26 protein-coding genes are annotated in these 26,543 nt (G+C 68.2%); 8 read left to right on the forward strand and 18 right to left on the reverse strand.

Annotation, left to right across the window (positions count from 1 at the left end):
* Positions 1-21 precede the first annotated feature (21 nt).
* The 7 genes from Q0L11_RS07795 to Q0L11_RS07820 all read right to left on the reverse strand — a co-directional run bounded on the left by Q0L11_RS07795 (position 22) and on the right by Q0L11_RS07820 (position 4,697).
* A complete protein-coding gene (locus tag Q0L11_RS07795; RefSeq protein ID WP_296596481.1) occupies positions 22-282 on the reverse strand; it encodes a transcriptional coactivator p15/PC4 family protein in 261 nt (86 codons plus the stop codon).
* Positions 275-655: a hypothetical protein gene (locus Q0L11_RS07800; RefSeq protein ID WP_296596482.1), complete on the reverse strand. Its 381-nt coding sequence runs from the start codon at positions 653-655 to the stop codon at positions 275-277. The genes Q0L11_RS07795 and Q0L11_RS07800 overlap by 8 nt, the downstream gene beginning before the upstream one ends.
* Before the next feature lie 254 nt (positions 656-909).
* Positions 910-1,107, reverse strand: coding sequence for a helix-turn-helix transcriptional regulator (locus tag Q0L11_RS24670; protein WP_367183373.1), 198 nt, complete (start codon positions 1,105-1,107; stop codon positions 910-912).
* A 140-nt stretch (positions 1,108-1,247) separates the two neighbouring features.
* Positions 1,248-1,976: a hypothetical protein gene (locus Q0L11_RS07805; protein WP_296596484.1), complete on the reverse strand. Its 729-nt coding sequence runs from the start codon at positions 1,974-1,976 to the stop codon at positions 1,248-1,250.
* Positions 1,973-3,373, reverse strand: a complete 1,401-nt coding sequence (locus Q0L11_RS07810) for a site-specific integrase (RefSeq protein ID WP_296596485.1) — start codon at positions 3,371-3,373, stop codon at positions 1,973-1,975. The genes Q0L11_RS07805 and Q0L11_RS07810 overlap by 4 nt, the downstream gene beginning before the upstream one ends.
* A 290-nt stretch (positions 3,374-3,663) precedes the next feature.
* Complete coding sequence (locus Q0L11_RS07815; RefSeq protein WP_296596487.1) at positions 3,664-4,185, reverse strand: TadE/TadG family type IV pilus assembly protein; 522 nt, start codon at positions 4,183-4,185, stop codon at positions 3,664-3,666.
* Positions 4,182-4,697: a TadE/TadG family type IV pilus assembly protein gene (locus Q0L11_RS07820; protein ID WP_296596488.1), complete on the reverse strand. Its 516-nt coding sequence runs from the start codon at positions 4,695-4,697 to the stop codon at positions 4,182-4,184. The genes Q0L11_RS07815 and Q0L11_RS07820 overlap by 4 nt, the downstream gene beginning before the upstream one ends.
* Before the next feature lie 136 nt (positions 4,698-4,833).
* On the opposite strand from Q0L11_RS07820, the gene Q0L11_RS07825 reads away from it, so the two are divergent.
* Both Q0L11_RS07825 and Q0L11_RS07830 read left to right on the forward strand, forming a co-directional pair.
* Positions 4,834-6,396, forward strand: coding sequence for a VWA domain-containing protein (locus Q0L11_RS07825; RefSeq protein ID WP_296596489.1), 1,563 nt, complete (start codon positions 4,834-4,836; stop codon positions 6,394-6,396).
* A 101-nt stretch (positions 6,397-6,497) separates the two neighbouring features.
* Entirely contained in the window at positions 6,498-6,728 is a 231-nt protein-coding gene (locus tag Q0L11_RS07830; protein ID WP_296596490.1) for a sulfurtransferase TusA family protein, read from the forward strand.
* Here the strand turns inward: Q0L11_RS07830 and Q0L11_RS07835 are convergent.
* The 3 genes from Q0L11_RS07835 to Q0L11_RS07845 all read right to left on the reverse strand — a co-directional run bounded on the left by Q0L11_RS07835 (position 6,725) and on the right by Q0L11_RS07845 (position 9,814).
* Positions 6,725-7,651, reverse strand: coding sequence for a YihY/virulence factor BrkB family protein (locus Q0L11_RS07835; protein WP_296596491.1), 927 nt, complete (start codon positions 7,649-7,651; stop codon positions 6,725-6,727). The two genes, Q0L11_RS07830 and Q0L11_RS07835, sit on opposite strands and share 4 nt — an antisense overlap.
* A gap of 232 nt (positions 7,652-7,883) precedes the next feature.
* Complete coding sequence (locus Q0L11_RS07840) at positions 7,884-9,014, reverse strand: CaiB/BaiF CoA-transferase family protein (protein WP_296596492.1); 1,131 nt, start codon at positions 9,012-9,014, stop codon at positions 7,884-7,886.
* A gap of 59 nt (positions 9,015-9,073) precedes the next feature.
* Positions 9,074-9,814: an SDR family NAD(P)-dependent oxidoreductase gene (locus Q0L11_RS07845; protein ID WP_296596493.1), complete on the reverse strand. Its 741-nt coding sequence runs from the start codon at positions 9,812-9,814 to the stop codon at positions 9,074-9,076.
* A 142-nt stretch (positions 9,815-9,956) separates the two neighbouring features.
* Here Q0L11_RS07845 and Q0L11_RS07850 point away from each other — a divergent pair, with 142 nt between their 5' ends.
* Positions 9,957-11,288, forward strand: a complete 1,332-nt coding sequence (locus tag Q0L11_RS07850; RefSeq protein ID WP_296596495.1) for a diguanylate cyclase — start codon at positions 9,957-9,959, stop codon at positions 11,286-11,288.
* Positions 11,288-11,809: a CcdC protein domain-containing protein gene (locus Q0L11_RS07855; RefSeq protein WP_296596496.1), complete on the forward strand. Its 522-nt coding sequence runs from the start codon at positions 11,288-11,290 to the stop codon at positions 11,807-11,809. The genes Q0L11_RS07850 and Q0L11_RS07855 overlap by 1 nt, the downstream gene beginning before the upstream one ends.
* A gap of 6 nt (positions 11,810-11,815) precedes the next feature.
* On the opposite strand, the gene Q0L11_RS07860 is transcribed toward Q0L11_RS07855, so the two are convergent.
* The 3 genes from Q0L11_RS07860 to Q0L11_RS07870 are packed head-to-tail and all read right to left on the reverse strand — an operon-like array spanning position 11,816 to position 16,065.
* Positions 11,816-12,223: a hypothetical protein gene (locus Q0L11_RS07860; RefSeq protein ID WP_296596497.1), complete on the reverse strand. Its 408-nt coding sequence runs from the start codon at positions 12,221-12,223 to the stop codon at positions 11,816-11,818.
* Positions 12,224-12,275: 52 nt separating this feature from the next.
* Positions 12,276-15,728 (reverse strand): transcription-repair coupling factor, encoded by a 3,453-nt coding sequence (gene mfd / locus Q0L11_RS07865; RefSeq protein ID WP_296596509.1) that lies wholly within the window; start codon positions 15,726-15,728, stop codon positions 12,276-12,278.
* A 28-nt stretch (positions 15,729-15,756) separates the two neighbouring features.
* On the reverse strand, positions 15,757-16,065 hold the full coding sequence (locus tag Q0L11_RS07870) for a succinate dehydrogenase assembly factor 2 (RefSeq protein ID WP_296596498.1): 309 nt from the start codon (positions 16,063-16,065) through the stop codon (positions 15,757-15,759).
* 59 nt (positions 16,066-16,124) lie between these two features.
* Between Q0L11_RS07870 and recG the strand changes: the two genes are divergently transcribed.
* On the forward strand, positions 16,125-18,200 hold the full coding sequence (recG, locus tag Q0L11_RS07875; RefSeq protein ID WP_296596499.1) for an ATP-dependent DNA helicase RecG: 2,076 nt from the start codon (positions 16,125-16,127) through the stop codon (positions 18,198-18,200).
* A 93-nt stretch (positions 18,201-18,293) separates the two neighbouring features.
* Positions 18,294-18,647 (forward strand): YciI family protein, encoded by a 354-nt coding sequence (locus Q0L11_RS07880; protein ID WP_296596500.1) that lies wholly within the window; start codon positions 18,294-18,296, stop codon positions 18,645-18,647.
* 32 nt (positions 18,648-18,679) lie between these two features.
* Here the strand turns inward: Q0L11_RS07880 and Q0L11_RS07885 are convergent, their stop codons facing one another.
* From Q0L11_RS07885 to kdsA, 5 genes are read right to left on the reverse strand one after another with little or no spacing between them, the layout of a single operon-like run.
* A complete protein-coding gene (locus Q0L11_RS07885) occupies positions 18,680-19,675 on the reverse strand; it encodes an NADP-dependent oxidoreductase (protein WP_296596501.1) in 996 nt (331 codons plus the stop codon).
* Between the two features lie 31 nt (positions 19,676-19,706).
* Positions 19,707-20,801, reverse strand: coding sequence for a DUF3089 domain-containing protein (locus tag Q0L11_RS07890; RefSeq protein ID WP_296596502.1), 1,095 nt, complete (start codon positions 20,799-20,801; stop codon positions 19,707-19,709).
* Between the two features lie 2 nt (positions 20,802-20,803).
* A complete protein-coding gene (rfaD, locus tag Q0L11_RS07895; protein ID WP_296596503.1) occupies positions 20,804-21,805 on the reverse strand; it encodes an ADP-glyceromanno-heptose 6-epimerase in 1,002 nt (333 codons plus the stop codon).
* Positions 21,802-23,280, reverse strand: coding sequence for a D-glycero-beta-D-manno-heptose 1-phosphate adenylyltransferase (gene rfaE2 / locus Q0L11_RS07900; RefSeq protein WP_296596504.1), 1,479 nt, complete (start codon positions 23,278-23,280; stop codon positions 21,802-21,804). Before rfaE2 ends, rfaD begins: the two co-directional genes overlap by 4 nt.
* A 32-nt stretch (positions 23,281-23,312) precedes the next feature.
* The gene (kdsA, locus tag Q0L11_RS07905; protein WP_296596505.1) at positions 23,313-24,170 is read right to left on the reverse strand and encodes a 3-deoxy-8-phosphooctulonate synthase; all 858 of its coding nucleotides are present in this window, start codon (positions 24,168-24,170) and stop codon (positions 23,313-23,315) included.
* 186 nt (positions 24,171-24,356) lie between these two features.
* On the opposite strand from kdsA, the gene Q0L11_RS07910 reads away from it, so the two are divergent.
* Both Q0L11_RS07910 and Q0L11_RS07915 read left to right on the forward strand, forming a co-directional pair.
* Positions 24,357-25,553 (forward strand): cyclopropane-fatty-acyl-phospholipid synthase family protein, encoded by a 1,197-nt coding sequence (locus Q0L11_RS07910; protein WP_296596506.1) that lies wholly within the window; start codon positions 24,357-24,359, stop codon positions 25,551-25,553.
* A 44-nt stretch (positions 25,554-25,597) separates the two neighbouring features.
* A partial coding sequence (locus Q0L11_RS07915) for a cysteine synthase A (protein WP_296596508.1) occupies positions 25,598-26,543 on the forward strand: 946 nt, incomplete at its 3' end.

Raw genomic sequence — 26,543 nt, forward strand, 5'->3', positions numbered from 1 at the left:
AGGCGCTTTCGTTGGGGCCGCTCATTCCGCCGCCTCCAGCCAGCCCATGCCCTCCGCCATGTGGACGGCGTTCGTCAGCGTGTCACGCAAGGTGCGGAGCTGATCGACGCGCACGCACACACCGCGCTTTGTCGGCCGCAGCTCACCGTCATCCGTGAAGGCCGCATAGGTGCGGACGTCCACGACGCGGGAGTTATGAACCACCGCCAGGGCGCACCGGACTTCGGTTCCCCGGCCCTTCGCGACGGACCCAACAGGGAAGTTTTCGGGGGCGTCAGCCATTGGCGGAGCCCTCCCCCTTCTCATCCCGAGCGGCCTTCCGCGCCAGGAATAGGGACAGCTCATCCGCCGTCGCAGCTCGCCAGCGGATCACGCGGACCTTGCCGCTTTCGCCCTTGCCGTACTCGCCGCTTTCCACAACGCGGCCCTTGGCCCGAAGGCCGCAGACGCGAGCGCGGATCGTTGTCAAAAGCAGGCGTTCGCCAGGCGCGGCGATGCCGGCGCACACCTCTTCGGGGGACGCCGGGCCGTGCGCCTGAATATAGGCTTCGCACCGCGCCTCCAGGGTCGCGGCATGAGGGGCCACGAACGCAGCGGCCTCTTTGCTGGTCTCGGTCCCCTTCCAGCCGGGGGAGTCAGGATAGCGGCCGGTCATACAGCGCCCCCGAGGTTCAGGGCCGCCGCGCGGGTCGCGTAGAACCGCGACAGGGCCACTTGTTGAAAGGACAGGACACCACCCAGCCCGAGCGCCAGAACGGCGCGGCGGCGGGCTTCCCGCTCGAATGAGCGGCCATCGGCCTGTTGCGTAGTCGTGGGGTTGCGGCTATTCTCTGAAGGCGTCGCCAAGCGCATTTCAGAGCGGGTCACCTTTCGGGAGGTGGCCCGTTCGCCGTTTCGGGAGGTCATGCGCTAGGCCGCCTCCACCCGCGAATTGATCCAGGCGGCGACTTCCGGCTCACGCCATGCGACGCGGTTCGATGAGAGCTTGACCGGCTTCGGGAACTGGTCTCGCTCCATTAGCCGGCGGATCGACATTTCGGACAGGCTAGTCCACGCCCTCACAGTCTTGAGGGCGACGAGGCGGGGTGCCTCTACTTCGTTCGCCATGATAGCCCTTTGCGTTGCCTGCACGGCCTTGGGGGCCGCTGGTACGCTCGGGAATTAGGGCGGAGGTTCTGGGAAAGCGCGGGCGCTCGATACCGAACAAAAGCGGTACGATACCTAAATCTGGTGGTTCGGTTGCGAACTCACACTTTCTGTTGTGCCGGCCTTTTGGGGGGGAGCCTCCCCGCTTTACGCTTTTCCCGGACGAAGGAAAGAACCCTCTCATAGGAGGGGGTGTCTATCGTCGCGTCCTCCCATATGAGCGTCGCCAGATCGTTCGATTTGATGCTTGGCCGCTGCGCACACGCCCGCTTCGCTTTTTCCAGGGCGGCCGGTTGCCAACGCTCAGTCCGTACCTTCGCGGTGTTCGCCGCAGAGGCGCGGCGCCCTTCGCGCTGGGTTCGGCGCTTCATGGCGTCCTGCCAAATCCCGTCAACGTGACCGGCTAGCAGTACGTCGGTTTGCGCCACAAGGCCGCCGAGCAAGATCAGCTCCGCCAGGCGTGACGCGCCATCATTCGGCGACACGTCGCCTTCCGGCGGCTTCTCCGAAAGCCTCATGTACAACATACCTACCGCGTCCAGCACGTCGGCGGCGGCTTTGAGGCGCTCCCTTTCCGCTGTATCGGCTCGCGCCTCTGCCTCGCGTCTGGCAGCGTCGCCCATCTGCCCTAGAACAACCGCCGTGGGGAGGTCGGTGATTTGCGATCCGAACTTGAAGCGCACACCCGCCTCTTTGAAGGTTGCTAGCGCGCGATTGGCGATGCGAGCGCAAACCACCGATAGAGCTTGCCCCCAGTCTCCCGCCTCAAATGCGGCATTGGCGCGGGCTTCAAGGTCGGTGTCGTCCACGTTTTGGGCAAGCTGGATCATTGGCGGCCCCCCGCGATAACCCGGACATTCGGAGCGCGAACACGCTCCCCGACGATCTCCAGCAACAAGGCCTCCCAAGCCTCCAGCGCCCGCCGCTTCTCGGGGGCGTAGTCGTGCAAAGCGTAGTGGCGGAGGGTGACCGCCGCAGCCCCGCCGGTGTCCGCCGTGTGACCTAAAACCCGGCTCACAACAAAGGGGGTGATACCGACGCGCTCACTCGCCATTGCGCTGGCGCCCGTCCGCCGCAGATCGTGAAGGGTCGCCCCCTCAATTCCGCAGGCCTTCGCCACGTCGGCGAACGCGTGCGACAGGGCGTCAGGCCGCATCCCCTTCCTAGGGTCGCGGCGGCCGGGAAACACGGCCGGGGACGGGTTGTCTCTCCCGAGGTCCGCGAGGGTCAAAGCCTCGCGGATCAGTTCGACGGCGCGAGGCGGAAGCGGGACCAAATGCGGGCGACCGCCCTTCATGCGCTCGGCGGGAATGAGCCAAGCACCGTTATCTACGTCCAGTTCGCTCCGCATCATCCCCGCGACTTCGTTGCGGCGCTGGAGCAAGAGCGCCGATAGCTGGAGCGCGATTGCCACCGGGCGTGACAGATAGAGGGGGCGCGGTTCGGAGCCTTCCTCATCGACTACCCGCCCGCCTGGAGCGACCACCACCGCCCAAAGGGCTTTCAGCTCGTCATTCGACAGGACGCGGGCGCGGGGGCTTTCAGCCGCCATGGGCGCGAGGCCGGCGGCCGGATTGGCGGACGTCCGCTCTTCGGATATGGCCCACGAGAACACCTGACGCACGACAGCGTGTGTCCGATTGGTTTGGGCGCCGATCCCCCTGGACACCATGCCCCGCAACAGGCGCTTGAGCGTCGCGCGCGTGATCTCCTCGACCGCTAGCGCGCCGATGACCGGCCGGACGTACCGCGTCAGTATCTTGCGCTCATCGCTGATCGTGCGTTCGCGCTTGCGCCGGCCCTTGGGCTTCCACTCTCCGATTTCGCATGATTGCAAGTAGGCGTCCGCCAGATCGTCGAACGTGCGAAGGGTTTGCGCCCGAGCAGCTTCCTTAGCCTTCCGACGCTCGGCGGCCGGGTCTCCGCCGTCCTCGACCACCGCCCGAGACTGGCGGGCCTTGCGCCGCGCCGCCCTAAGCGTCAGCGGCCGGGCTTCCCCGTCTAGATCCGATCCGGGGCCGTCATCCTCTCCAGGCGCGAACACTCCAAGGGTTAGACGGCGCTGGCGCCCCTCCAGGGTCCGATAACGGAAGGTCCAGACCTTGCGGCCCTCTGCGGAAACCCGCAGCTCCAGGCCGATAGGGTCGTCGTCGGGAAAGGCCGTTTGCGTCGGGCGACCATCCGCCCCCGCCTTTGGTTTCGCCGCCGCGCAAAAACGCGCGGTCAAGTGTGTCGCTGCCATGTGTTCCGCCGCCAAGCGTTGCCGTTCCCGCTTTCTGTGACCTAGAGCGCCTTCGGGTCACGCTCAGGTCACAGAAAGCAGAGGCTTAAAGATATCCCCTGATAGCCCGTGGTGGAATATCCCGAGGGGAAATCTTCTGTGCGCGTTGGTGGTGGTTGCCGCTGGTAGCCCCTGATTTTGGCTCCACAGCGCATTTCAAGACCGCTGCCTTAAACCACTCGGCCACCTGTCCGGAGCGGGGCTTCTAGCAGGCGACGCGCGCCGGCTCCACAGGGTCAGGTGACCTTCTCGACCTTCGCTGAAAGGCGGGGGCGCGAGTAGGCGTGCCGCGTCATCCGGATCGTCTTGGGCAGGAAGAACGCGAACGTCGGTTTGTAGTCATAGATCACGTCGGTGACGATGACGCTCTCGCTGGCGCGAAGATAGCCGACCGGGACCGAAGGCGCCTCGGTCGGCGTGTAGTCCTTCTTGACCGTCCAATCGGTGGCGATGGCGCCGTTGGCGTCGGCGCTGATGCTCGATATCCGCTGCTGGAGCTGCAAGGTCGGCAGCGGATACATCATGGAGACCCCCGCCCCCAGGGTGTCGTTGAGCTCGGCGGTGCTGACGGTTCGGTTGCGCGAGGTGATGTCGGCCATGGTGGCGGCGAGGTGGGCGACGTTGCGCTGGGCGAGATAGGCCTGAAAGCCGTCGGCGGCCGCCATGTAGAACAGGAAGATCACGGGGAAGACGAGGGCGAACTCGATGGCCGCCCCCCCCTTCCGATCCGTGATGATGCGATGCATGAGACCGGTCATTCGAAGGGCTCGTTCTTGAAAGCGAAGCGCGACGACAGCGTCACCTGCATGCCGTTGCGGGGATAGGCGCTCAGCAGGAAGGGCGTGATCAGCGGCCAGTTGTAGTTGGCCTTCACGAGGATGATGTCGTTCTGACCGCCCTTGTCGAACTGCCCCGACGGCTGAGCCGCCGCGGCCGCGTTGGCGTTGGCGAAGGCGGAGTACTTCTGCACGCTGACGATCAGCCGGTCGCGGCAGTCGCTGAGCGATCCGCCCATCACGCCACAGACCTGATCCTCGAACGAGGACGCCGAGGCCGCGCCGTCCGACTGCCCCGTCCGGATCTTGCGCGCGGCCTCGACGACCGCGGCGTCGAGGTTGGTGCTCACCATGGTCAGCATGCCGATCTCGAGGAGCGACAGCAGCGAGAAGAAGAGCACAGGCGCGATCAAGGCGAACTCGACCGCCGTGGCGCCCCGCGCGTCGTCGCAGAAGGCCCTGACGCGGGCGATGTGCGCAGTCATCCGGAACATGACGATAGTCTGGCGCGGTTGCACCAACAGCCGGTTGCAAATCACGGTGAACAGAACTTAACGGTTCGGAATAAGGACCGATTAGCCGTCCCTGCGATATCCCGAAGACCAATAACAACGGCTCTTAGGATAGATCATGCGCAGGTCACGCTTCGCCGAATTCGGCCGCCTCGTGCGCTCCCTGGACGACCGCGGCAACGTCGCCATCGTGGCCGCCCTGGCCATGGCGCCGATCTGCGTCGCCGGCCTCGGGGCCGTGGACCTGGCGCGCGCCACAAGCGCAAAGTCGCAGTTGCAGGACGCGCTGGACTCCGCGGCGCTCGCGGCCGCCCGGTCTAACGCCACAACCGACGCGGACCTCAAGGTCGCGGGCGACCGCTTCCTCCAGCAGAATCTGGCGCTGGACTCGAGTTTCAACCTGGCGGCGACCTCGTTCCGCTTCGGTGACAACGGCAACGTCCTTGCTTCCGCGAATGTCACGGTACGGCCCTTCATCGCCGGCCTGCTCAGCAACGGGACGATGAGCCTCGAAGCCACCAGCGAGGTCGTCCGAGCAAGCGTGAAGGTCGAGGTCGCGCTCGTCCTCGACACCACGGGCTCGATGACCGAGGGGACAAAGCTCTCGGACATGAAGAAGGCCGCCAAGGATTTCGTGACCAAGATGGAAGACGCTGCAAAGAAGAGCGTCGAGCCAGACTCCGTGAAGATTTCTCTGGTGCCCTTCTCCAGCACCGTGCGGGTCGACAGCGCGACCTACCGCAACGCCACCTGGATGGACCAGAATGGCGTGTCGCCCATCAACGACGAGATCTTCACCACCTCGTCGGGCACCCAGCACGCAAACCGCTTCACGCTCTTCACCACGGCGGGAACGTCCTGGGGCGGCTGCATGGAGATGCGCAAGGCCCCCTACGACGTGCAGGACACGGCGCCGAGCACCGGCACGCCCGCCACCCTCTACACGCCGTTCTTCGCCGTCGACGAACCCGACAGCAAGACCAGCGGCTATGGGCAGGACTTCCAGAACGACTATGTGGCTGACGGCACGTCGAGCACCAATTGGCGCGTGCGTCAGGGCTCGATCACGAAGTACGGTGGAAAGAAGAATGGCACGCTGAGCAACACCTTCGGTCCCAACCGGGGTTGCGCCTTGTCCAAGATGCGCCGGCTGTCGACCGATTTCTCCGCCATCCGCAGCGACATCGACGGCCTAGTCGCCGACGGCAACACCAACATCCCGATCGGCATGGCCTGGGGCTGGAACACCCTGTCCCCCAACGGCCCGTTCGCGGACGGCGTCGCCTACAACACGCCCAAACACCAGAAAATCCTCGTGCTCATGACGGACGGTGAGAACACCATCTCCCAGCGCGACACGCCCAACGATGGCACCTACGCCGCGACGGGCTACATCTGGCAGGGGCGGGTCATCAAGTCGAACGGCCAGCCGCTGCTCCAGGGCGCGACCGACGAGACACGGACCGCCGCCCTCGATTACCGCCTCAGCCTGATCTGCACCAACATGAAGGCGAAGGACATCGAGGTGTACACCATCCGCGTCCAGGACGGCTCCAGCTCGCTGCTGCAAGCCTGCGCCACCGACCGCGACCACTACTACAACGTGACCGACTCCAAGACGCTCACGACCGTGTTCCAGAGCATCGCCGGCCAGATCGCGGCCCTGCACCTGGCGCGATAGGCGCGCGCTCGAAGACGACTTGCGGCGGGCGGCCCTGGCGGCCGCCCGTTTCGCGTGCGGCGAACCTGTGCCGGCCCTCGCGGCTGGTGTATGCGCAGCCGATGAGTTCCGACGAGATCCTGGTCGACGCCCGGGGGCATCGCTGCCCCGTGCCGACCCTGCGCCTGCGCCGCGCGCTCGAAAGCGCGCCAGCCGGGGCCCACGTTCGACTCCTGGCGGACGATCCCCTCGCCCGCATCGACGTGCCGCATTTCGCCGCGCAGGCCGGCGCGCGCGTCCTCGAACAGGGCGAAAGCCAAGGCGCCCTCACCTTCCTCGTCGCGAAGGGCTAGCCTCGCAGGCCGCCGAGTTCCGACGCCAACGGCACACGCCGCCGGTGGACGGCGATCTCGATCTCGGTCGCCAGCGCCCCGCCGAAGAAGACCGCGTTCACGTTCCAGCTCAACCAGATCAGGAAGATCACCACGGTCGCGACCGACCCGTAGGTGACGCCCAGGGCGGCGATGTCCTCGACGTAGTAGCCCAGCGCCCAGGACGCGAAAATGCAGAGCGCCGCGGCGGCGGCGCCCCCGAGGAGCGAGGCGCGCCACTCCACGGGCTCGCGCGACATCGCCCAGCGGTAGATCAGCGCCATACCCATCGTCATCCCGGCGCTGGCCCAGGTCCACTCGCTGTAGAGCCAGGGCACCCCGCGCAGCGGGCGCAGGTCGAAGGTCTCGCCCAGGATCCGGAAGCCGAAGAACACCATGGACAGGACGGCCAGCGCCGCCAGCGCGGCGATCAGCACCGCCAGCGCCAGCAGGTTGAAGCCCACGAACCCCCGCGGCTTGTCCTCGTCGTGAATGAACGACAGCCCCGCCAGCAGGGCCTTGAAGCCGCGGTGGGAAGCATAGCCGCCGACGATCAGGGCGACCGCGCTCTGGACGGAGACCGTCTCGGGCGGTGCGCGCGACAGGCGGACCAACTCGCTCTGGAAGATGAGGCGCGCGGCGTCCGGCATCAGGGTGGATAGCGCCTCACCCTGGGCGGCCACCTGCGCCGGGTCGGACAGGAGGCTGTAGAGGCCCATGACGATCGCGAGCGCGGGGAAGATGGCGAGCATGACGAAGAACGAAACGCCGCCGTTGTAGAGCATCACATCCCGACCCCAGAGGCGGGAGAGCGCCTTCCCCAGCACCGTCAGGCCGAGCCGCAACCCGTGGACGGGATCCCAGTCCCGCTCGCGGAAGCGGCGCATCAGTTCGAGGAAGGTCATGCGCGCAGGGATCGGATCGACTCGGGAAGCGCCAAGCCTTGGCCCAAATCGTAACGGCGCGCCACCCGGGTTAGTAGGTGGCGCGCCGCCGATGGGCGTGTCTTTCCATCCGGGCCGGGCGCCGCTTCGAGGGACGGGAGAGCGCGACGACCGATCCGGGGGCCAATCTGCGACCCGGGGGCTGAACGGCGCCTGAACGGCGCCTTCAGGTAAGTGTCTGTTACGGCTGAGCTTAGGCCAGGGCGCCGGCGGCCTTCAGCGCGTCGATCTCGCCGTCGGAAAAACCCCAGTCGCTCAGGGCTTCGCGGTCGTGGGCGCCGATGGCGGGCGGCGGCCCCTGGATCTTGCCCGGCGTGACCGAGAAGCGCGGCGCCGGGGCGGGCTGGACCACCCCGCCAAGCTCGACGAAGGTCTCGCGGGCTAGGTTGTGCGGATGCTTCGGCGCCTCGTCGAGGTCGAGCACCGGGGCGAAGCAGACGTCGGTTCCGCCCATGATCGCGGTCCACTCATCGCGAGTCTTCCGAGCGATCACGTGGGCGAGTTTCTCGCGCAGGCCCGGCCAGGCCGACCGATCATGTTGCTTCTGGAACTCGGGGTCGTCGATGCCCGTCTTCTCGAGCAGCAGTGCGTAGAACTGCGGCTCGATCGAGCCGATCGAGACCCACTTGCCGTCGCTGCACTGGTAGGTGTCGTAGAAGTGGGCGCCGCCGTCGAGCATGTTCGAACGCCGGGCTTCCTTCCACATGCCGCCGGCCTTGAAGCCGTAGAACATCGCCATCAGCGAGGCAGCGCCGTCGCTCATGGCGCAGTCGATGACCTGCCCCTTGCCGGTCTCCCGCGCCTGGATCACGCCCGCCAGCAGGCCAAAGGCCAGGTAGAGCGCCCCGCCGCCGAAATCGCCCACCAGGTTGAGCGGCGGAACCGGCTTGTCCTCGGTGCCGATGGCGTGCAGCGCGCCGGTGATGGCGATGTAGTTCATGTCGTGGCCGGCGGCCATGGCATAGGGGCCGGTCTGACCCCAGCCGGTCATGCGACCAAACACCAGCTTCGGATTGCGCTTCAGCACCACGTCGGGGCCGAGGCCCAGGCGCTCCATCACGCCCGGCCGAAAGCCCTCGATGATCGCGTCGGCCGTCTCCATCAGCTTCAGGCAGGTCTCGACCGCTTCGGGCTTCTTCAGGTCCAGCGCCACGGAACGGCGGCCGCGGGACGTGATGTCCGAAGGTGCGCCCCTGCCCTGCCCCTTGCGGTCGATCCGCACCACGTCGGCGCCCAGGTCCGAAAGCAACATGCCGCAGAACGGGCCGGGACCGATGCCCGCGAATTCAACGACTTTGAGGCCGGTCAGCGGACCTTGGCGCATGGTGTTCCTCCCTTTGGCGGCGGCGATCTAAGCGGCTTGCCCTTCGGTCAGCCAAGCCGTCAGCCCCCGCCGGGCAGCGACTGGCCGTCGTCCACCGTGATCAGGCTGCCGGTCATCGCCCGCGCCGCGGGCCCGGCCATCAGCAGGAAGGCCTCGTCCAGGTCCGTCGCGTCCATCAGGCGGCGGCGGGGAAAGCCCTTGAGTTGCTTCTGCCCTCCTTCGGTGGGCCACCACGCATCGTTGATGGCCGTCTCGATATAGCCGGGCGCCAGCGCGTTGACCGCGATCCCCTTTCGCGCCCATTCACGGGCCAGGCTCTTGGTCAGCATCGCCACCGCCGCCTTCGAGCCGCAATAGGCGGAAAGGCCGGGCAGGACAGTGTGGCTGGCGATCGAGGCGATGTTGACGATCCGCCCCTCGACGCCAGCGGCGATCATCCGGCGGGCCGCCTCGCGCGCCGCGAAGAACAGGCCGCGCACATTGACCGCGAAGGTCTGGTCGAAATCCTCGATCGAGATGTCCAAGGCGAGCCCTTCGCCGCCGATCCCGGCGTTGTTGACGAGGATATCCAGACCGCCCAACTCGGCCACGACCTTGTCCATGGCCGGTGCGATGGCGTGGGCGTCGGCCACGTCGAGGGCTAGGGCGATGGCGTTGCCGCCGTGGGCGTTCAGGTCGTCGGCGAGCGCCTGGATCTTCTCGACCCGCCGCGCCGTCACGGCGACCGCGGCGCCGTTCGCCGTCAGCAGACGGGCGAAATGTTCGCCCAGCCCTCCGCTGGCGCCCGTCACCAAAGCCACTTTTCCCTTCAGATCCACAGCCAAGCCCAACCCTCCTGCGACAATGAAACCCTTCCGCAACCTGCGCGCGGTTATGGGACAACTCTTCCGGCCTTGTCTGATTCCGTGCTTAGGACAGAACAGGGCGCGATGGGATTGGGATATGGCGGCAGGGATCCAGGCGCGAGTACTGATTGTCGCTCGCGACGATTCCACGGCCGGTCCCCTGGCCGAGGGACTGGATCGGCTGGGCTGGCGCACGGTCACGGCGCGTAGCGAAGCCGCGGCCGCCGTCGCGCTCTCCGACCTTCACATCCAGGCGGCGATCGTCGATCTGGCGGGCGCGGACGAAAGCGCTGCCGGACTCGCGGACCGCCTGCGCGCCGCCTGCGCGCCCCGCCGCCTGCCTATCATGGCGATGGGCGCGCCCGATCCGTTCCAGAAGGACCACGGCTACGACCTGACCCTGGCCGCGCCGCTGCACCCCGCCCAGGCGGCCATGCGCCTGGAAAGCCTCGTCCGCACGGCCGTGGCCGAGGAGGAGTTCGAGGTCCGGGTCGAGACGTTCGCCGAGCGCGGGCACATTTTGGATGAGCCGGAGCTCGACCCCAGCCCGTTCCGGGTCCTGGCCATCGGCGAGCCTGCCCCTCAGTTCCTGGCGCTTTCCAACGCCCTGCAGCGGAACGGAGCCGAGGTGGTCGGCGCGTTCACCGCCTTCACCGCCTTCGACTATCTGCACGAGCGGCCGTTCGACGCGGTCGTTCTTTGGGCCGGCGACAATCCGCACGAGGCGCTGTCGATCGCTGCCGGGTTGCGGCGCAACACGCGACTCTACCACACGCCCGCCCTGCTCTACATGCGGGCGGAATCGGCTGTCACCGCGGCCGAGGCCTATCACCGCGGCATCTCCGACGTCGCGTCGCCCGAGACGCCCGAGACCGAGACCGCACTTCGCGTCGTCGAGCTCGCCCGGGCGTTCCGTCGCCAGAAGGCGGTCCGGAGCGCGCTGGAGCAGGCTCGTGGCTCCGGCCTCATGGACGCAGCCACCGGCCTCTTCACCCGCGACCTCTTCGCCGCCCACCTGATGCGGCTCGCGCGCAGCTCGCGCGAGCGCAACCGTCCGCTCAGCGTGTGCATGCTGAAGGTGTCGGAGAAGCCGGATCTCAAGGCGCCGCGGGCCGGCGGCTGGGTCGCGCGGGCCGTGCCGCAGATCGGCTCGATGATCGGCCGCCTCGTGCGGGTCGAGGACACGGCCGCCCGCCTCGCGCCTGAGGTGTTCGCCCTCGCCCTCCCGGCCACGCCGCTGCACGCCGCCCGCGCCGCCGGCGAGCGGATCGCCGCCGTCATCGGCTGCACCGCCTTCGAGGCGGGCCAGGGCGCAACGCCTTTCGTGGTCGAGTTCGACCTGGGCGTCGCCGAGGTGGCGTCACCTGAAAGTGTGGGTTACGCCTTGGAGCAGGCGGCCGCGATGGCCCATACGCTCAAGGCAAGTTGATGCCCCAGGTTCCGCAGGACGCCGGCTACTGGACCTATCTGGTCCCTCTCATCATCCTCGGCGTGGTGATCGTCCGGAACGCCCGGGCGCGAACGCTGAAGATCGAACGTCTCTGGATCTCGCCGACGATCATCATGGTGATGGCGGTCCTGGCCTTCAGCCACAACCCGCCGCCCGGCCCGTTCGGGCTGGCCCTCGACATGGCCGCGGTGGCCCTCGGCGCCCTGCTCGGCTGGTGGCGCGGACGGGCTAGCACCTTCACCGTCGACCCGGCGACGCACGTGGTGACCAGCAAGGTCTCGCCGTTCGGCATGCTGCTGATCCTCGGCATCTTTGGGCTGCGCTACCTGCTGCGCGGCGCCATCTCCGGGGAGACATCGGTCCTGCACGTTACGGCCGCCGAGGCCACGGACAGCTTCCTGCTGCTCGCGGTGGGCCTAGTGTCGGCCCAACGGCTGGAGTGGTGGATCCGCGCTCGCCGGATGATCGACGAGGCCAGACGCGCGGGCGCTTCGGCCTGACCGAAGCTACTTCTTGGTCGGCGCCGCGGCCTTCGCGGCCGGCGCGGCCGGGGGCGGCCCCAGGTCTTTCGCCAGTTTCTGGTTCGCCGCCTGCAGCTCGCCGCTGCGGGCATTGAGTTCGCCACTGCAGCGGGTCAGTTCGGTCTGAAGGATCTGGGGCGAGTTCATCTTCTTGGCTTCCGCCGCCATGATCGGCTCGATCCGACCGATGGAGCCGCGGGCGCTGAGCTTGCCGACATAGAAGAACACCCCGCGCACGGCCTGATCGCGTTGGGCCGGATCGCGGCCGATCATCTGCAGGACCATGAGGCAGCGGGTGTCGCTGGTGTCGCCCGCCGGCGCCTGGGCGAAGGCGGGCGCCGCCGCGGCGCTCAGAGCCGCCGCAGCGGTGAAGGCCAGCACGACGTGACGCATAGGGTATCTCCTCGGGTTGCGGGCAAGCTGCGCCCGATCCCTTCCAAAATCGCTAAGCCTGCCTGGCCAGCTTCGCCAGTTCGGCCAGCACCTTCTCGGCGGCGTCCAGGCGCTGCTTGGGGGTCTCCCATTCGCCTTTGACCACCACCTTGTTGTCGGGCCGGACCTTCCAGGCGACCGAGTTCTTGGCGACGAACTGAACCAAGCCCATCGGGTTCCGGAAGTCGTCGTTGCGGAACGTGACGACAGCGCCCTTAGGCCCGACGTCGATCTTCGAAACGTTGGCCTCGCGGCACAGGCCCTTGATGGCGACCACCTTGAGCAGTTGGTCCGCCTCGGGCGGCAGCGGGCCGAACCGGTCGATCAGCTCGGCGGCCAGGGCTTCGCGATCCTGCGCCTTCTCCGCGTCCGAGATCCGGCGGTAGAGCGCCAGGCGCACGTTCAGGTCCGGAACGTACTCGTCCGGAATCAGCACTGCGGCGCCCGTGTTGATCTGCGGCGACCAGCCCCGGTCGGCGGCCTCGGCGGCGCCGGCGTGGGCCTTCAGCTCGTTGACCGCGTCCTCCAGCATCTGCTGGTAGAGCTCGACCCCGATCTCCCTGATGTGGCCGGACTGCTCCTCGCCCAGCAGGTTGCCGCCGCCGCGCTGGTCCAGGTCGTGGCTGGCGAGCTGGAAGCCGGCCCCCAGGCTGTCAAGCGACTGCAGCACCTTCAGGCGCTTCTCCGCCGACAGTGTGATCTGCTTCTGCGCCGGGGTGGTCAGGTAGGCATAGGCGCGGGCCTTCGAGCGCCCCACCCGGCCCCGCAACTGGTACATCTGCGCCAGCCCGAACATGTCCGCGCGATGGATGATCATGGTGTTGGCGGTGGGGATATCCAGGCCGCTTTCCACGATCGTCGTCGACAGCAGCACGTCGTACTGCCCGTCGTAGAAGGCGGTCATCACCTCCTCGAGTTGGGTCGGCGCCATTTGCCCGTGGCCCACGACGAACTTCACCTCGGGGACCTGCTCGCGCAGGAAGCGCTCCAGTTCCGGCAGGTCGCCGATCCGCGGGGCGACGAAATAGGCCTGCCCGCCGCGATACTTCTCCCGCAGCAGCGCCTCGCGCAGCACGACCGGGTCCCACGGCGTGATGTAGGTGCGCACCGCCAGGCGGTCGACCGGCGGGGTCGCGATGATCGACATCTCGCGGATGCCCGACAGCGACATCTGCAGCGTCCGCGGGATCGGCGTGGCGGTCAGTGTCAGCATGTGCACATCGGCGCGAAGCTCCTTGAGCTTCTCCTTGTGCTTCACGCCGAAGTGCTGCTCCTCGTCGACGATCACCAGGCCCAGGTTCTTGAAGCTGACCTGCTTGGACAGGACCGCGTGGGTGCCGACGACGATCTCGACCTCGCCGCTGGAGAGCCCATCGCGGGTCTCCGAGGCCTCCTTGGCCGGGACGAGCCGCGACAGGCGGCGCACGCGCACCGGCCAGCCCTCGAACCGTTCGGAGAACGTCTTGAAGTGCTGGCGCGCCAGCAGCGTCGTCGGCGCGACGATGGCCACTTGCTGCCCGCTCATGGCGACGACGAAGGCCGCCCGCAGCGCCACCTCGGTCTTGCCGAAGCCCACGTCGCCGCAGATCAGCCGGTCCATCGGCCGGCCGGCGGCCAGGTCCTCCAGCACGTCGCCGATGGCGTTGAGCTGGTCGTCGGTCTCCTCGTACGGGAAGCGGGCGCAGAACTCGTCGAACAGGCCTTGCGGCGGGTCGACCGCGTCGGTCTGCTTTGTGGCCCGTTCGGCGGCGATGCGGATCAGGCCGTCGGCCATCTCGCGCAGGCGCTCCTTGGCCCGCGCCTTACGCGCCTGCCACGCCGCGCCGCCCAGGCGGTCGAGCTGCACGCCCTCGCTCTCGGCGCCGTAGCGGGTCAGCAGGTCGATGTTCTCGACCGGCAGGTACAGCTTGGCCTCGCCGCCGTACTGCAGCTCCAGCGTGTCGTGCGGCGCGCCCTGAACGTCGAGGGTCTTCAGCCCCTCATAGCGGGCGATGCCGTGGTCGATATGGACGACCAGATCGCCGGGCGTCAGCGCGGAAGCCTCGGCCAGGAAGTTGGCCGCGCGCCGGCGCTTGCGCGGCCTCGCCAGCCGGTCGCCCAGGATGTCGGTCTCGGAGATGACCGCCAGGGCGTCGGTCTCGAAACCGGCGTCCAGCGGCAGCACCACGCGCTGTGGCTTCTTCGGGTCGGCCGCCTTTGCGGCGTCCCAGTAAGGGGCCAGCGGCAGGCTCTTCAGGCCGTGGTCGGCCAGCATGTGCATCAGCCGGTCGGAGGAGCCGTCCGACCAAGATGCGAACAACACCCGCTTGCCGTCGGCGCTCAGCTTGTTGGCGTGCGCGACGGTCGCCTCGAACAGGTTGACGCTGTCCAGCTTGCGCTCGGCCGCGAAGTTGCGCCCGGCCCTTGCGCCCAGGTCGATGACCGCCTCGCCCTCGGCCTCGTTGAAGGCGGAGAACCGGCGATTGGCCCGCACCTTCAGCTGTTCGTCCCACTCTGCGGCGTCGAGATAGAGGCGGGTCGGCTCCAGGGGATGGTAGTGGATGCGCCGCTCGGTTTTCGAACGGGCGTCATAAGCGTCCTCCACCATCGACAGCCGCTCGTCGCGAGCATCCCGCGCCAGATGGTCCAGGGCGATGGCGGTGTCGGCCGGGAGATAGTCGAAGAGTGTCGCCAGCGCCGGATAGAAGAGCGGCAGGTAGTGCTCCATCCCGGCCCGGCGGCCGCCTTCCGAGATGGTGGCGTAGAGCGGATCGTCGCCCGGCGCGCCGAAGGTCTCCAGGTAGCCGGTGCGGAAACGGCTGACGGCGTCCTTGTCGAGCAGCGCCTCGCTGACCGGCAGCAGCGACACGTCCTTGAGCTGGCGGGTGGAGCGCTGGGTTTCCGGATCGAACCCCCTAATGCTCTCCAGCGTGTCGCCGAACAGGTCGAGGCGCACCGGCTCCTCGGCCGTCGGCGGGAAGACGTCGATCACGCCGCCGCGAATGGCGAACTCGCCCTTCTCCGACACGGTCGACGCGCGGCTGTAGCCGTTGACGGCGAAATAGGCCTCGAGGTCGGCGATCTCGACGACGTTGCCCACGGTCGCCGAATAGCTCGCGCGCTTGACCGCCGCGATCGGCGGCACGCGCTGGAGCAGCGCGGGCGTCGTGGTGATCAGCAACCGCGGCTTGGCGTCCAGGCCAGCGGCCAGCCGCGACAGGGTCGCCATGCGCTGGGCCGACACTCCGGCCGAGGGCCCGACCCGGTCGTACGGAAGGCAATCCCAGGCGGGGAACGTCAGGACCTCGACGCCTTGGGCGAAGAACGCGAAAGCATCGGCGAAGGCCGACAGGCGCGCAGCGTCCCGGGCGACGAAGACCGACAGCCCTTTCCTGGCTTTGACGAGGTCCGCCATGACGAGGGCGTCGAAGCCCTCGGGCGCGCCGACGAGGTCGAGCCGGCCAGGATCGTCGGCCACGCGGCGCATCACGGCCCGCGGATCGGGGCGGCCCCCGTCAGCCATCGGCCTGACCTTCCGCTTGGCCCTTCGGCGAAATTCCCTTGTAAGCTTCGTCGCGGAAGGCCTTGAGCTTGCTCATCAAAGGCCCTTCGAACTCGGCGGGTGTGGCTTCACGCTCGAGGATCCAGTTGTAGAGATCCTGATCGGGCTGCTCGAGCAGCCCCTCGAACCAGTCCAGCTCGGCGTCGCTGAACGTCGAGACGTGCTTGTCCGCGAACGGCCCCAGAATGAGGTCCGCTTCCCTGAAGCCCCGCCGCCAGGCGCGCAGCTTCAGTTTCTTCAATCGGGCGTCGTCGGTCGTCATCGAGAGGGGCCGGATATAGAGCGGCGCGGCCTTACGCGCCAGTCGGGTATGCTCGAAGCATGCGGCCGGAGATTCTGTTCCCGCTCTTTGCACCGATCACATCCCTGAAAGGGGTGGGACCGCGCGTTGCGCCTTTGCTGGAGCGCGTGGCCGGACCGATCGTGCGCGACGTCGTGTGGCTGCTGCCGCACTCGATCATCGTTCGGACTCCCGCCAGGCTCGGCGAGGCCCTGGACGGCCAGATCATGACCTTCGACGTGACGATCGACGCGTACGAGCGTCCGCGGGGCCGCAACCAGCCCTGGCGCGTGCGGGTCAGCGACGACACGGGCTTCATGACCCTGGTGTTCTTCGGCGCCTACGGCGACCAACTGGAGAAGCGCCATCCGGTCGGCCACCGCCGGGTGATCTCGGGGCGGGTCGAGGACGACCGCTACGGGCGACAGATGGTCCATCCGGACTACATCCAGGCGCCCGACAAGGCGGGGGAAATTCCCCAGGTCGAGGCTGTCTATCCGGCGACCGAGGGGCTGCCGGCGCGGAGGGTGCGCGCCTTCCTCGAGGAGGCGCTGCAGCGCACGCCGGACCTCCCGGAATGGCAGGACGCCGCCTGGCTCACGCGAGAGCGCTTCCCCTCATGGCGCGAAGCGCTCGACCGCCTGCACCATCCGCTGAACGACGGCGACCTGTCGCCCCTCAGCCGCCATCGTCGCCGCCTCGCCTACGACGAACTGCTGGCCCACCAGCTCGCTATGGCTCAGCGCAAGGCCGAGCGCCGCCGGGAGCCCGGGGCGAAGGTCGCCGCCGGGCCGACCGCGGCGAAACTGCGGGCCGACCTGCCGTTCGCCTTCACCGGCGCCCAGGAGCGCGCGCTCGCCGACATCCGGGACGACTTCCGGGCGGGCGAGCGGATGAGCCGGCTGGTCCAGGGCGACGTGGGCTCCGGCAAGACGGTCGTGGCCATGTGCGCGATGGCCGACGTCGCCGACGCGGGCGCGCAGTCGGCCCTGATGGCCCCCACCGAGATCCTGGCCCGGCAGCACTTCGAGACCATCTCCGGTCCCCTCGCCGCCCATGGGGTCACGGCGGTGCTGCTGACCGGGCGCGACAAGGGCGCCGGGCGGGCCGAGAAGCTGCGGGCCCTGGCCTCCGGCGCGGCCCAGGTGGCTGTCGGCACCCACGCGCTGTTCCAGGACGACGTCGTCTTCCATGGATTGCAGCTCGTGGTCATCGACGAGCAGCACCGCTTCGGGGTCGCCGAGCGACAGCGGCTGCAGGCGAAAGGCCAGGCGACCCACCTGATCGCCATGTCGGCCACCCCCATCCCGCGGACGCTGGAACTGACGATGTACGGCGACCTGGACGTCAGCCGCATTGACGAGAAGCCGCCGGGCCGCACGCCTGTGGCCACGCGCGCCGTGCCCATGCCGCGCTTGGACGAGATCGTCGGGCGCCTGAAGGACGCCGTGGCCTCCGGCGCCCAGGCTTTCTGGATCTGTCCGCTCGTCTCGGAGTCCGAGGTCAGCGACCTGGCCGCCGCCGAGATGCGGGCCATTGCGCTCCGCAAGATCATCGACCCGGGCGTGGGCCTCGTGCACGGCAAGATGACGGGCGCCGAGAAGGACGCGGTCATGGCCGACTTCGCGGACAATCGGCTGTCGGTGCTCGTGGCGACGACCGTCGTCGAGGTGGGCGTGAACGTGCCGAACGCCACGATCATGGTGATCGAACAGGCTGAGCGGTTCGGCCTCGCGCAACTCCACCAGCTCCGGGGGCGGGTGGGGCGCGGCGCGCGCGAGAGCGCCTGCGTGCTGCTGTATGACCCGCCCCTCAGCGAGACCGCGCAGCAGCGCCTCGACATCCTGCGCCGCACCGACGACGGCTTCCTCATCGCCGAGAAGGACCTGGAGCTGCGCGGCGGCGGGGACGCCCTGGGCCTACGGCAGAGCGGCTTGCCCGACTATGTCTTCGCCGATCCGTTCGCCCACCGGGATCTCATCGCGGTCGCTGGAGACGACGCCCGCCTGGTCATTGCGCGCGACCCCGAGCTCACCAGTGCGCGTGGCCAAGCGCTGCAGGTGCTGCAGGAACTGTTCGACTGGAAGGCCGGTCTGGCGCTTCGTGACGCCGGCTGAGAATTCGTCGGCGAATTTGTCGGCGAATTTGTCGGCGCGGGTGTTGGCTGCGCGTCGTCCGGGGTAAGCGCAACACCAAGGGACCATCCCGCGATGAAGTACCTCTGCCTCGTCTATCTCGAACCCGGCGCCCTCGCCCACCTGACCGCCGAGGAGCAGGCGGCGCTGGACCGAGAATCCTTGGCCTACGACGCCGAGCTGGAGCGGCTTGGCCATTTCATCGCCGCGTCGGCGCTGCAGGGCCCGTCGACCGCGCGCACGATCCGCCGCCGCGGCCGCCCCGCCCCGATGGTCACCGACGGCCCTTTCGCCGAGACGAAGGAGGTTCTGGGCGGCTTCATCTTCATCGAGGCGGCTGACATGGAGGAAGCTGTCGCCATCGCCAGCCGCATCCCCGTCGGCCAGTACGGGACGATCGAGGTGCGCCCGGACCTCGACATCGGCTAGCCACCGCCCTCGCGGATCCTTTGGCCGGGACGCTAGATCCGCACCATCCGCTTGCCGCGGTTCTCGCCCGCCAGCAGGCCGATGAGCGCCGCCGGCAGGTTTTCCAGCCCCTCGATGATGTCTTCCTGCACCTTGAGCTGGCCGGACGAGACCCAGGCCTGCAGGTCGGACAGCGCCCGATCGTTCTGGTCGGCGAAATCCATCACCACGAAGCCGCGCAGGGTCAGGCGCTTGGTGACGATCAGGCCCGGCACGCCGCGCGGCCCATGCGGCGGCGCGCTGCCATCGTACTGCGAGACCGCGCCGCAGCAGGCGATGCGGCCATGATTTCGCATGGCGAAGAGGCACGCCTCGAACACGTCGCCGCCGGTGTTGTCGAAATAGACGTCGATGCCTTCGGGCACGGCCGCGCGAAGCTGCCTCTTGAACTCCGGCGACTTGTAGTCGACCGCGGCGTCGAAACCGAGTTCGTCGACCAGCCAGCGCCCCTTCGCCTCACCGCCGGCGATGCCGACGACGCGGCACCCCTTGATCTTGGCGATCTGGCCGACAACCGAACCCACCGAGCCGGCGGCCGCGGAGACGACGACGGTGTCTCCAGGCCGGGGCTGCCCGCACTCCAGCAAGCCGAAATAGGCCGTGAGACCGGCGACGCCGTAGACGCTGAGCAGATGCGTCTCGGGCTTCAGGTCCGGGAGCTTCCGGAGGTTCTTGCCTGGCAGCGCCGCATATTCCTGCCAGCCCGCGTCGGCGAAGACGAGGTCGCCAGGCTTCAGGTGTTCGACGTGAGACTCGATCACCTCCGCGAGGCCGCCGCCGGCCATCACCTGCCCCGCGTTCAGCGCCGAACGGTAGGTGGCGCCCTGCATCCAGGCCCGGTTCGCCGCATCCAGTGAGATGTAGCGCGTCCTCAGCAGCACCTCCCCGTCGCCGGCGACCGGGCGCTCGCCGCTCGCCAGGGCAAAGTGCTCCGCAGCCAGCTTCTCGCCCTGCGGCAGCCGTTCCAGCACGATCTGGCGGTTGGTCATGGCGTCCTCCCTCTTCCTTGCGAACAGCTTGTCACCGCGCCAGCCAGGCCGCCAGCCGCGCCTTCGCGTCGGCTTCCAGGTCGGCATAGAAGAGGTTGAACCCGGGAACCTTTCGGCGGTCCGCCCAGTCGCCGCGCGGCTGCAGCGACGACGACTTGGGATGGCTGACCACCAGGACGCCGCCTTCGCAATGGGCCGCAACCTGCCGGGCCATGAACGCTGGGCGGGCTCCCCACTCTAGCCCGGTGGCGTTGGCGGCTCCCAGGTGCAGGCGCGCGGGGGCCGGCTGGTCGGTGACGGCGCCGAGGATCGGGTTGAAGCAGAGCGCGGGACGCGGCGCGAGGTTGGCGAGCTCGCCCGCCTCGTTCCACACCAGCGCCCGGTCCAGCAGGCGCTTGCCCGCATCGAAGTCGCCCTCGTAAACCCGCGCCCAGGCGGCGAGGCATCCGGCCTGCCCCTTCTGCACACAGGGGGCGATCGGCGGCGCGTCAGCCGGAACGACGGTGTCGATCAGATAGGCGGCGACAAGGCGGCTCTGCAGGACGGGATCCCGGGCGACTTCCTCCTTCAGGAGGCGCGACGCCAGGGTGCCCCCCTGCTCGACGCCGACGATGATGAACGGCCGCCCGCCATTGTCCTGGTCCACGTACCAGCGGAAGGCGTCGCGCACATCGCCATAGGCGAACTGCCGCGCCTCCCGCGCGTCTTCCCGCAGGGTCGTCAGGCTGTAGAGGCTGGCCTGGCGATAGCGCGGCGCGAAGATCCGGCCGACCGTGACAAAGGGGCCGACGTAGTTCGGCGCCATCACCTGTTCGAATTGCCGGGTGGCCTTGCGCGCGTTCAAGCGAGCGTTCCAGTTGCGGCCGCCGTCATAGGTCGTCGGCGCGACGAAGAACACGTCGGCCTGCAGTTCGCTGCCGGGCTTGGGGCGCAGGTACCACGACGCGGATCGCGAATAGTCCGGCCCCGGCGGCGGCTCGTAGGTCTGGAACGGCACCTTCGGGTCCAGAGCCGTCGAAACCAGGTCACCCCAGAAGACCACGATGCCCAGGGCCAGGACCAGCGCGGCGCTGAGCAGGCCCACCAGCCACCAGCGCGTGCGTCGACGAGCCGGCTGGTCGCCCATGGCTAGCGGTACGGATCCGGCTGGCTGAGGAACCGGCCGACGTAGTCGCCGATCCCCTCCTCCAGCGATGTCATAGGTCTGTCGTAGCCGGCGGCGGCCAGGCGATCCATCTTCGCCTCGGTGAAGTACTGGTACTTGTCTCGGATGGCCGGCGGCATCGGCGTGTATTCGATCTGGGCGGTCTTGCCCGCCGCCGCGAAAACCTGCCGGGCCATGTCCTCGAAGGTCCGCGCCTGGCCCGAACCCAAGTTGTAGACACCGTTTACCTGCGGGTTCTCGAACAGCCAGCGTGTGACGTCTGCGGCATCGCGGACGTAGACGAAGTCCCGCTTCTGCCCACCGTCCGGAACGTCGGCGCGGTAACTCTTGAAGAGCTGCACGGCGTGGCCCTCCCGCACCTTGGGCCAGATCTGCGAGGCGACGGATTTCATCGCGTGCTTGTGCTCTTCGTTCGGCCCGTAGACGTTGAAGAACTTCAGCCCCACCCACTGCGGCGGGGCGTAGTCGCGATTGGCCTGGCGCACGGCGAACAGATCAAACAGCGCCTTCGACCACCCGTAGGTGTTGAGCGGCCGCAGCGCCGCAAGGGCGTCGTAGTCGTTGTTGTCGTCGAACCCGTGCTCGCCGGCGCCATAGGTCGCGGCGGAGGACGCATAGACCAGCCGCCGCTGCCGGTCGGCGCACCAGCGGAACAGGTCGCGGCTCAGCGTGAAGTTCGAATGGATGATCTTGTCGGCGTCCGGCTCGGTCGTGGACGAGACGGCGGCCATGTGGACCACCAGCTCGATGTCCCGCCACCGTTTCTCCAGCCAGTCGAACATGCCCTCGGGCGCCACGAAATCGCCGATCGGGGACTTGGCGATGTTGCGCCACTTGCCGAGCTCGGCCTCTCGCAGACGGTCGCAGACCACGACGTCGAGGTCGTGGTCCTCCGCCAGTCGGGCCACGATGTTCGAGCCGATGAAGCCCGCGCCACCGGTGACGAAGACGATGCGCCGGGTCATGCGCTCTGCTCCTTGCGCGTCATCCGCGCGATGGCCGCCGAGGTGGAGTAGCCGTCGACGATCTCGGCGAGCTTCACCTCGCCGCCCCATGACTTCACGAGGTCGCCGCCGACCACTTGGTCTTCGGTGTAGTCCGCGCCCTTGATCAGGACGTCCGGCCGGGCCGCCTCGATCAACCGGATCGGCGTCAGTTCGTCGAAGGGCGCCACGAGATCGACGCTGCGGAGGCCGGCCAGCACGAGGGCCCGGCTTTCCAGGTCGTTCACCGGGCGGCCTTCGCCCTTCAACTCGCGCACCGACGCGTCCGAATTGACGCCGACGATCAGCCGGTCGCACCAGGTGCGCGCCTGTGTCAGGTAGGCCACATGGCCCTTGTGTAGGATGTCGAAACATCCATTGGTGAACCCTACCTTCAGGCCCTGCGCCCGCCAGCGGGCCACCTCCTCCGCCAGGCGCTGGACCGTGGCGACCTTGCCCTCGACGAAGGCCGTGTGCGCCGACAGCACCGCTTCCACCAGTTCGTCGGGGCCGACCGTCGCGGTGCCTGCCTTGCCGACGGCCACGCCTGATGCGAGTTGCGCAAATGCGATAGCGACATCCAGACCCGCCCCGGCGGCGATGGAAAGGCCGAGGGCCGCCAGAGCGGTATCGCCTGCGCCCGATGCGTCGAACACCTCGCGGGGCGTCGTGCGGAAGTGTCGAACCGGTTCGCCGCGGAGTCCCAGCGAAACCCCCTTCGCGGCCCGGGTCACCAGGACGCCCTTGGTCGACCAGAGTTCGAGCGCGCGCGCGATCGCGGCCTCGAGCTGAGCGTCGGTCTCGGTCGGCATGTCCGTGGCGTAGGCGAGCTCGGCCGCGTTCGGCTTCACCAGGTCGATGTCGCCATAGCGCGCGAACGAACGAGCCTTCGAATCCACGATCACCTTCGCGCCGGTCTCGGCGGCGACGTCGTGGGCAGCCGCGATCACCGCGTCGGTGACGACGCCCTTGCCGTAATCCGAGATCAGGATCACGCCCGCGCCTCGGGCGGCGTCCTTGATGGTCCGGATCAGGCGTTGCTCGACGTCGCCGGTCACGGGCCGGCTTTCCTCAAGGTCGACGCGAAGCAACTGCTGACCACCCGAGACGAAGCGCGTCTTCAGCGTCGTCGGGCGGTCCGGGTCGGTCACGAGGTAGCCCTCGATCGCCGGCTCCTCTTCGCCCACGAGGCGCGACGCCTCATGCCCCTCGGCGTCTCCGCCGACCAGCCCCACCAGCGCCACCGAGCCACCCAGGGCGGCGATGTTGCGCGCGACGTTGCCGGCCCCGCCCAGCATCTTCAGCTCCCGTTGCCGGGCCAGGACGGGAATGGGCGCTTCGGGCGAGATGCGGCTCACCGCGCCGTAGACGAAGCGGTCGACCATCAGGTCGCCGACGCAGGCGACGCGCTTGCCGGGAAGGTCACCGAGCAGGTGCTGGAGAGCGGCCAGGTCCATGGGCTAGCGTGTGCGGCGCGTTGGCGGGTCGGTCAAGCGTCGCGGACGGCGGCGTGGATCGCCTTGAGCTGGGAGAGGAGCCCCTCCGCGGCGGTCAGCGGCAGGGCGCTGGGCCCGTCACAAAGGGCCCGGTCGGGGTCGGCGTGGAACTCCAGGAACACCCCGTCCGCGCCCGCGGCCACGGCGGCCCGGGCGATCACCGGCACGCCCTCGCGCCGCCCGCCCGTGGCGACGCTGTTGCTGCGCGGGTCTGCGCCCGGGAGCTGGACCGCGTGCGTGGCGTCGATGGTCACCGGCGCGCCCAGCTCCTTCATGCGTTCGATGCCGAGCATGTCCACCACGAGGTTGTTGTAGCCGAAGGACACGCCGCGTTCGCACAGGATGGTCAGGTCCTTGCCGGGCGCAGCCTCGCGGATCTTGTCGAGGATGGCGCGGGTGTCCCAGGGCGCCAGGAATTGCCCCTTCTTCACGTGCAGCAGCCCGCCCGCAGCGGCCGTGGCCCGCGCGGTGGCCACCACCAGATCGGTCTGGCGGCACAGGAACGCCGGGATCTGCACCAGGTCTGCGACGGCGGCGACGGGCTCGGCCTGATCGATCTCGTGCAGGTCGGTACAGATCGGCGCGCCCAGCTCGGCCTTGACGGCGGCCAGCATCTTCAGCCCCTCCACGAGGCCCGGCCCGCGGTAGCTGCGGATGGATGAGCGGTTGGCCTTGTCGAAGCTGGCCTTGAACACGTACGGCAGCTCTAGCTTCGCACAGATGGCCTTCAGCTTGCGGCCGACGTCGAGGGCCATGTCCAGGTCCTCGAAGACATTGAGGCCCGCAATGACGACCAGCGGATGGTCGTCGCCGATCGACAGGTTCCAGCGATCGAGGGTCAGGACGGCCATTGTTGCTCCCCGGACGGCGGTTCGGCGGCTCTAGTCGCCTGCGCCGCCAGTTATCTCAAGCGCAATCGCGGCGCGTCCCGATCGACATCTTGACCGTATCGGAGCCACGACCGATAGCGCGGACCGCCGTCGGTGTTATCCTCGGCGTGGGTTTTTGGGGGCGGAAGTATGGTCGGAGGTTCGCCGATGACGGACCTTTCTGGAACGCCGCTGGTGTTCCGTACAGCGGCCCGGACGATTATCCGGAACTGGCGCTGGGGTGTGATGACCTTCGTCCTGCCGGACGGGCGCGAGATTCGCCTGGAGGGCGTGGAACCGGGGCTGGAGGCTCGGCTCGTCGTCCACGATTACGACTTCATCAAGCGCACGATTTCGAACGGTACGATCGGATTTGGCGAAGGCTACATGGCCGGCGAGTGGGACACCCCCGACCTGCCCGTGCTGCTCGAGGTGCTGGCGTCGAACTACGCCCGGTTCGAGAAGGTTTCGTTCGGCACGCCGTTCATGGCGGCGCTGAACCTGCTGGAGCACGCGCTGCGTCGCCGCAACAGCCGGGAAGGTTCGAAGAAGAACATCCATGCCCACTACGACCTGGGCAACGCGTTCTATTCGCGGTGGCTCGACCCGACGATGACCTACTCGGCCGCGCGCTTCGAGCGCCCGGGCGAGACGCTTGGCGACGCCCAGAGGCGAAAGTACCGGACGCTGTGCGAGAGCATGGCGCTCGCGCCGGACCATCACGTGCTGGAGATCGGCTGCGGATGGGGCGGCTTCGCGGAATTCGCGGCCAAGGACGTGGGGGCGAAGGTCACGGCCATCACCATCTCCGAGGAGCAGTTCAGGTTCGCCAAGGAGCGGATGTTCCGCGAAGGACTGAACGAGAAGGCCGACATCCGACTCGTCGACTACCGCGACGTGGACGGCCGCTTCGACCGGGTCGCCTCCATCGAGATGTTCGAGGCGGTCGGCGAACGTTATTGGCCCACCTACTTCGACAAGGTGCGCGACAGCCTGAAGCCCGGCGGCCAGGCGGGCCTGCAGGTCATCACGATCCGCGACGAGTACTTCGAGCACTACAAGCGCACGCCGGACTTCATCCAGAAGTACATCTTCCCGGGCGGGATGCTGCCGTCGGAGGAGCGCCTGAAGCTGGTCACGGACAAGGCCGGGCTCTCGTGGGGCCAGGTTTCGCGGTTCGGGACCCACTACGCCGATACGCTCGCCGAATGGCTCAAGCGGTTCGAGGCGGCGTGGGACGAGATCACTCACCTCGGATTCGACGAACGGTTCCGCAAGCTGTGGCGCTTCTACCTCAGCTACTGCGAGGCGGGATTCCGCACCGCGCGCACCGACGTGGTGCAACTCAGTCTCATCAAAGCTTGAGCTGCCCCTGTTCGGCGCCGCCCGGCTTGCCTAAGTAGGCTGGCATGCAAGTCGCCTCGTCCATCCTCGACCTGATCGGCAATACGCCGCTGCTGCGGCTGCGCCGCGCCAGCGAGATGACGGGGTGCGAGATCCTCGCCAAGGCCGAGTTCATGAACCCGGGCCAGTCCGTCAAGGACCGCGCGGCGCTCTACATCATCCGTGACGCCGAACAGAAGGGCCTGCTGCGGCCCGGCGGCCGCATCGTGGAGGGCACCGCGGGCAATACGGGGATCGGCTTGGCGATGGTCGGCAAGGCGCTGGGCTACAAGTGCACCATCGTGATCCCCCGCACCCAGAGTCAGGAGAAGAAGGACGCCATCCGGCTCTTCGGGGCCGAGTTGGTCGAGGTCGATGCCGTCCCGTATGCCAACGAGATGAACTACGTGAAGTATTCCGGTCGCTTGGCGGCGGAACTTGACGCTAAGGAGCCAAACGGCGCGGTCTGGGCCAACCAGTTCGACAACGTCGCCAACCGGGAAGCGCACGTCCAGGGCACCGGCCCCGAGATCTGGGCGCAGACCGACGGCAAGGTCGACGCCTTCATCAGCGCCGTCGGCTCGGGAGGCACCCTGGCCGGCGTCGCCCAGGCCCTGCGGGAGCGGAACCCGGCCGTGAAGATCGGCCTGGCCGACCCGCACGGCGCAGCGCTCTACGCCTACTACACCGACGGGGAACTCAAGTCGGAGGGCGGCTCAATCAGCGAGGGGATCGGCCAAGGCCGGATCACCGCCAACCTGGAGGGCCTGAAGATCGACCATGCCTACCGCATATCCGATGAGGAGATGCTGCTCGCCATCTTCGACCTGATGGAGTTCGAAGGCCTCGTCATGGGCGGCTCCACCGGCATCAACGTCGCCGGGGCCATCCGCATGGCCAGGGACCTAGGGCCGGGCCACACCATCGTCACCGTGCTGTGCGACCACGGCCAGCGCTATCAGTCCAAGATCT

It is taken from the genome of Phenylobacterium sp. (assembly GCF_024508875.1).
Lineage (GTDB): Bacteria > Pseudomonadota > Alphaproteobacteria > Caulobacterales > Caulobacteraceae > Phenylobacterium.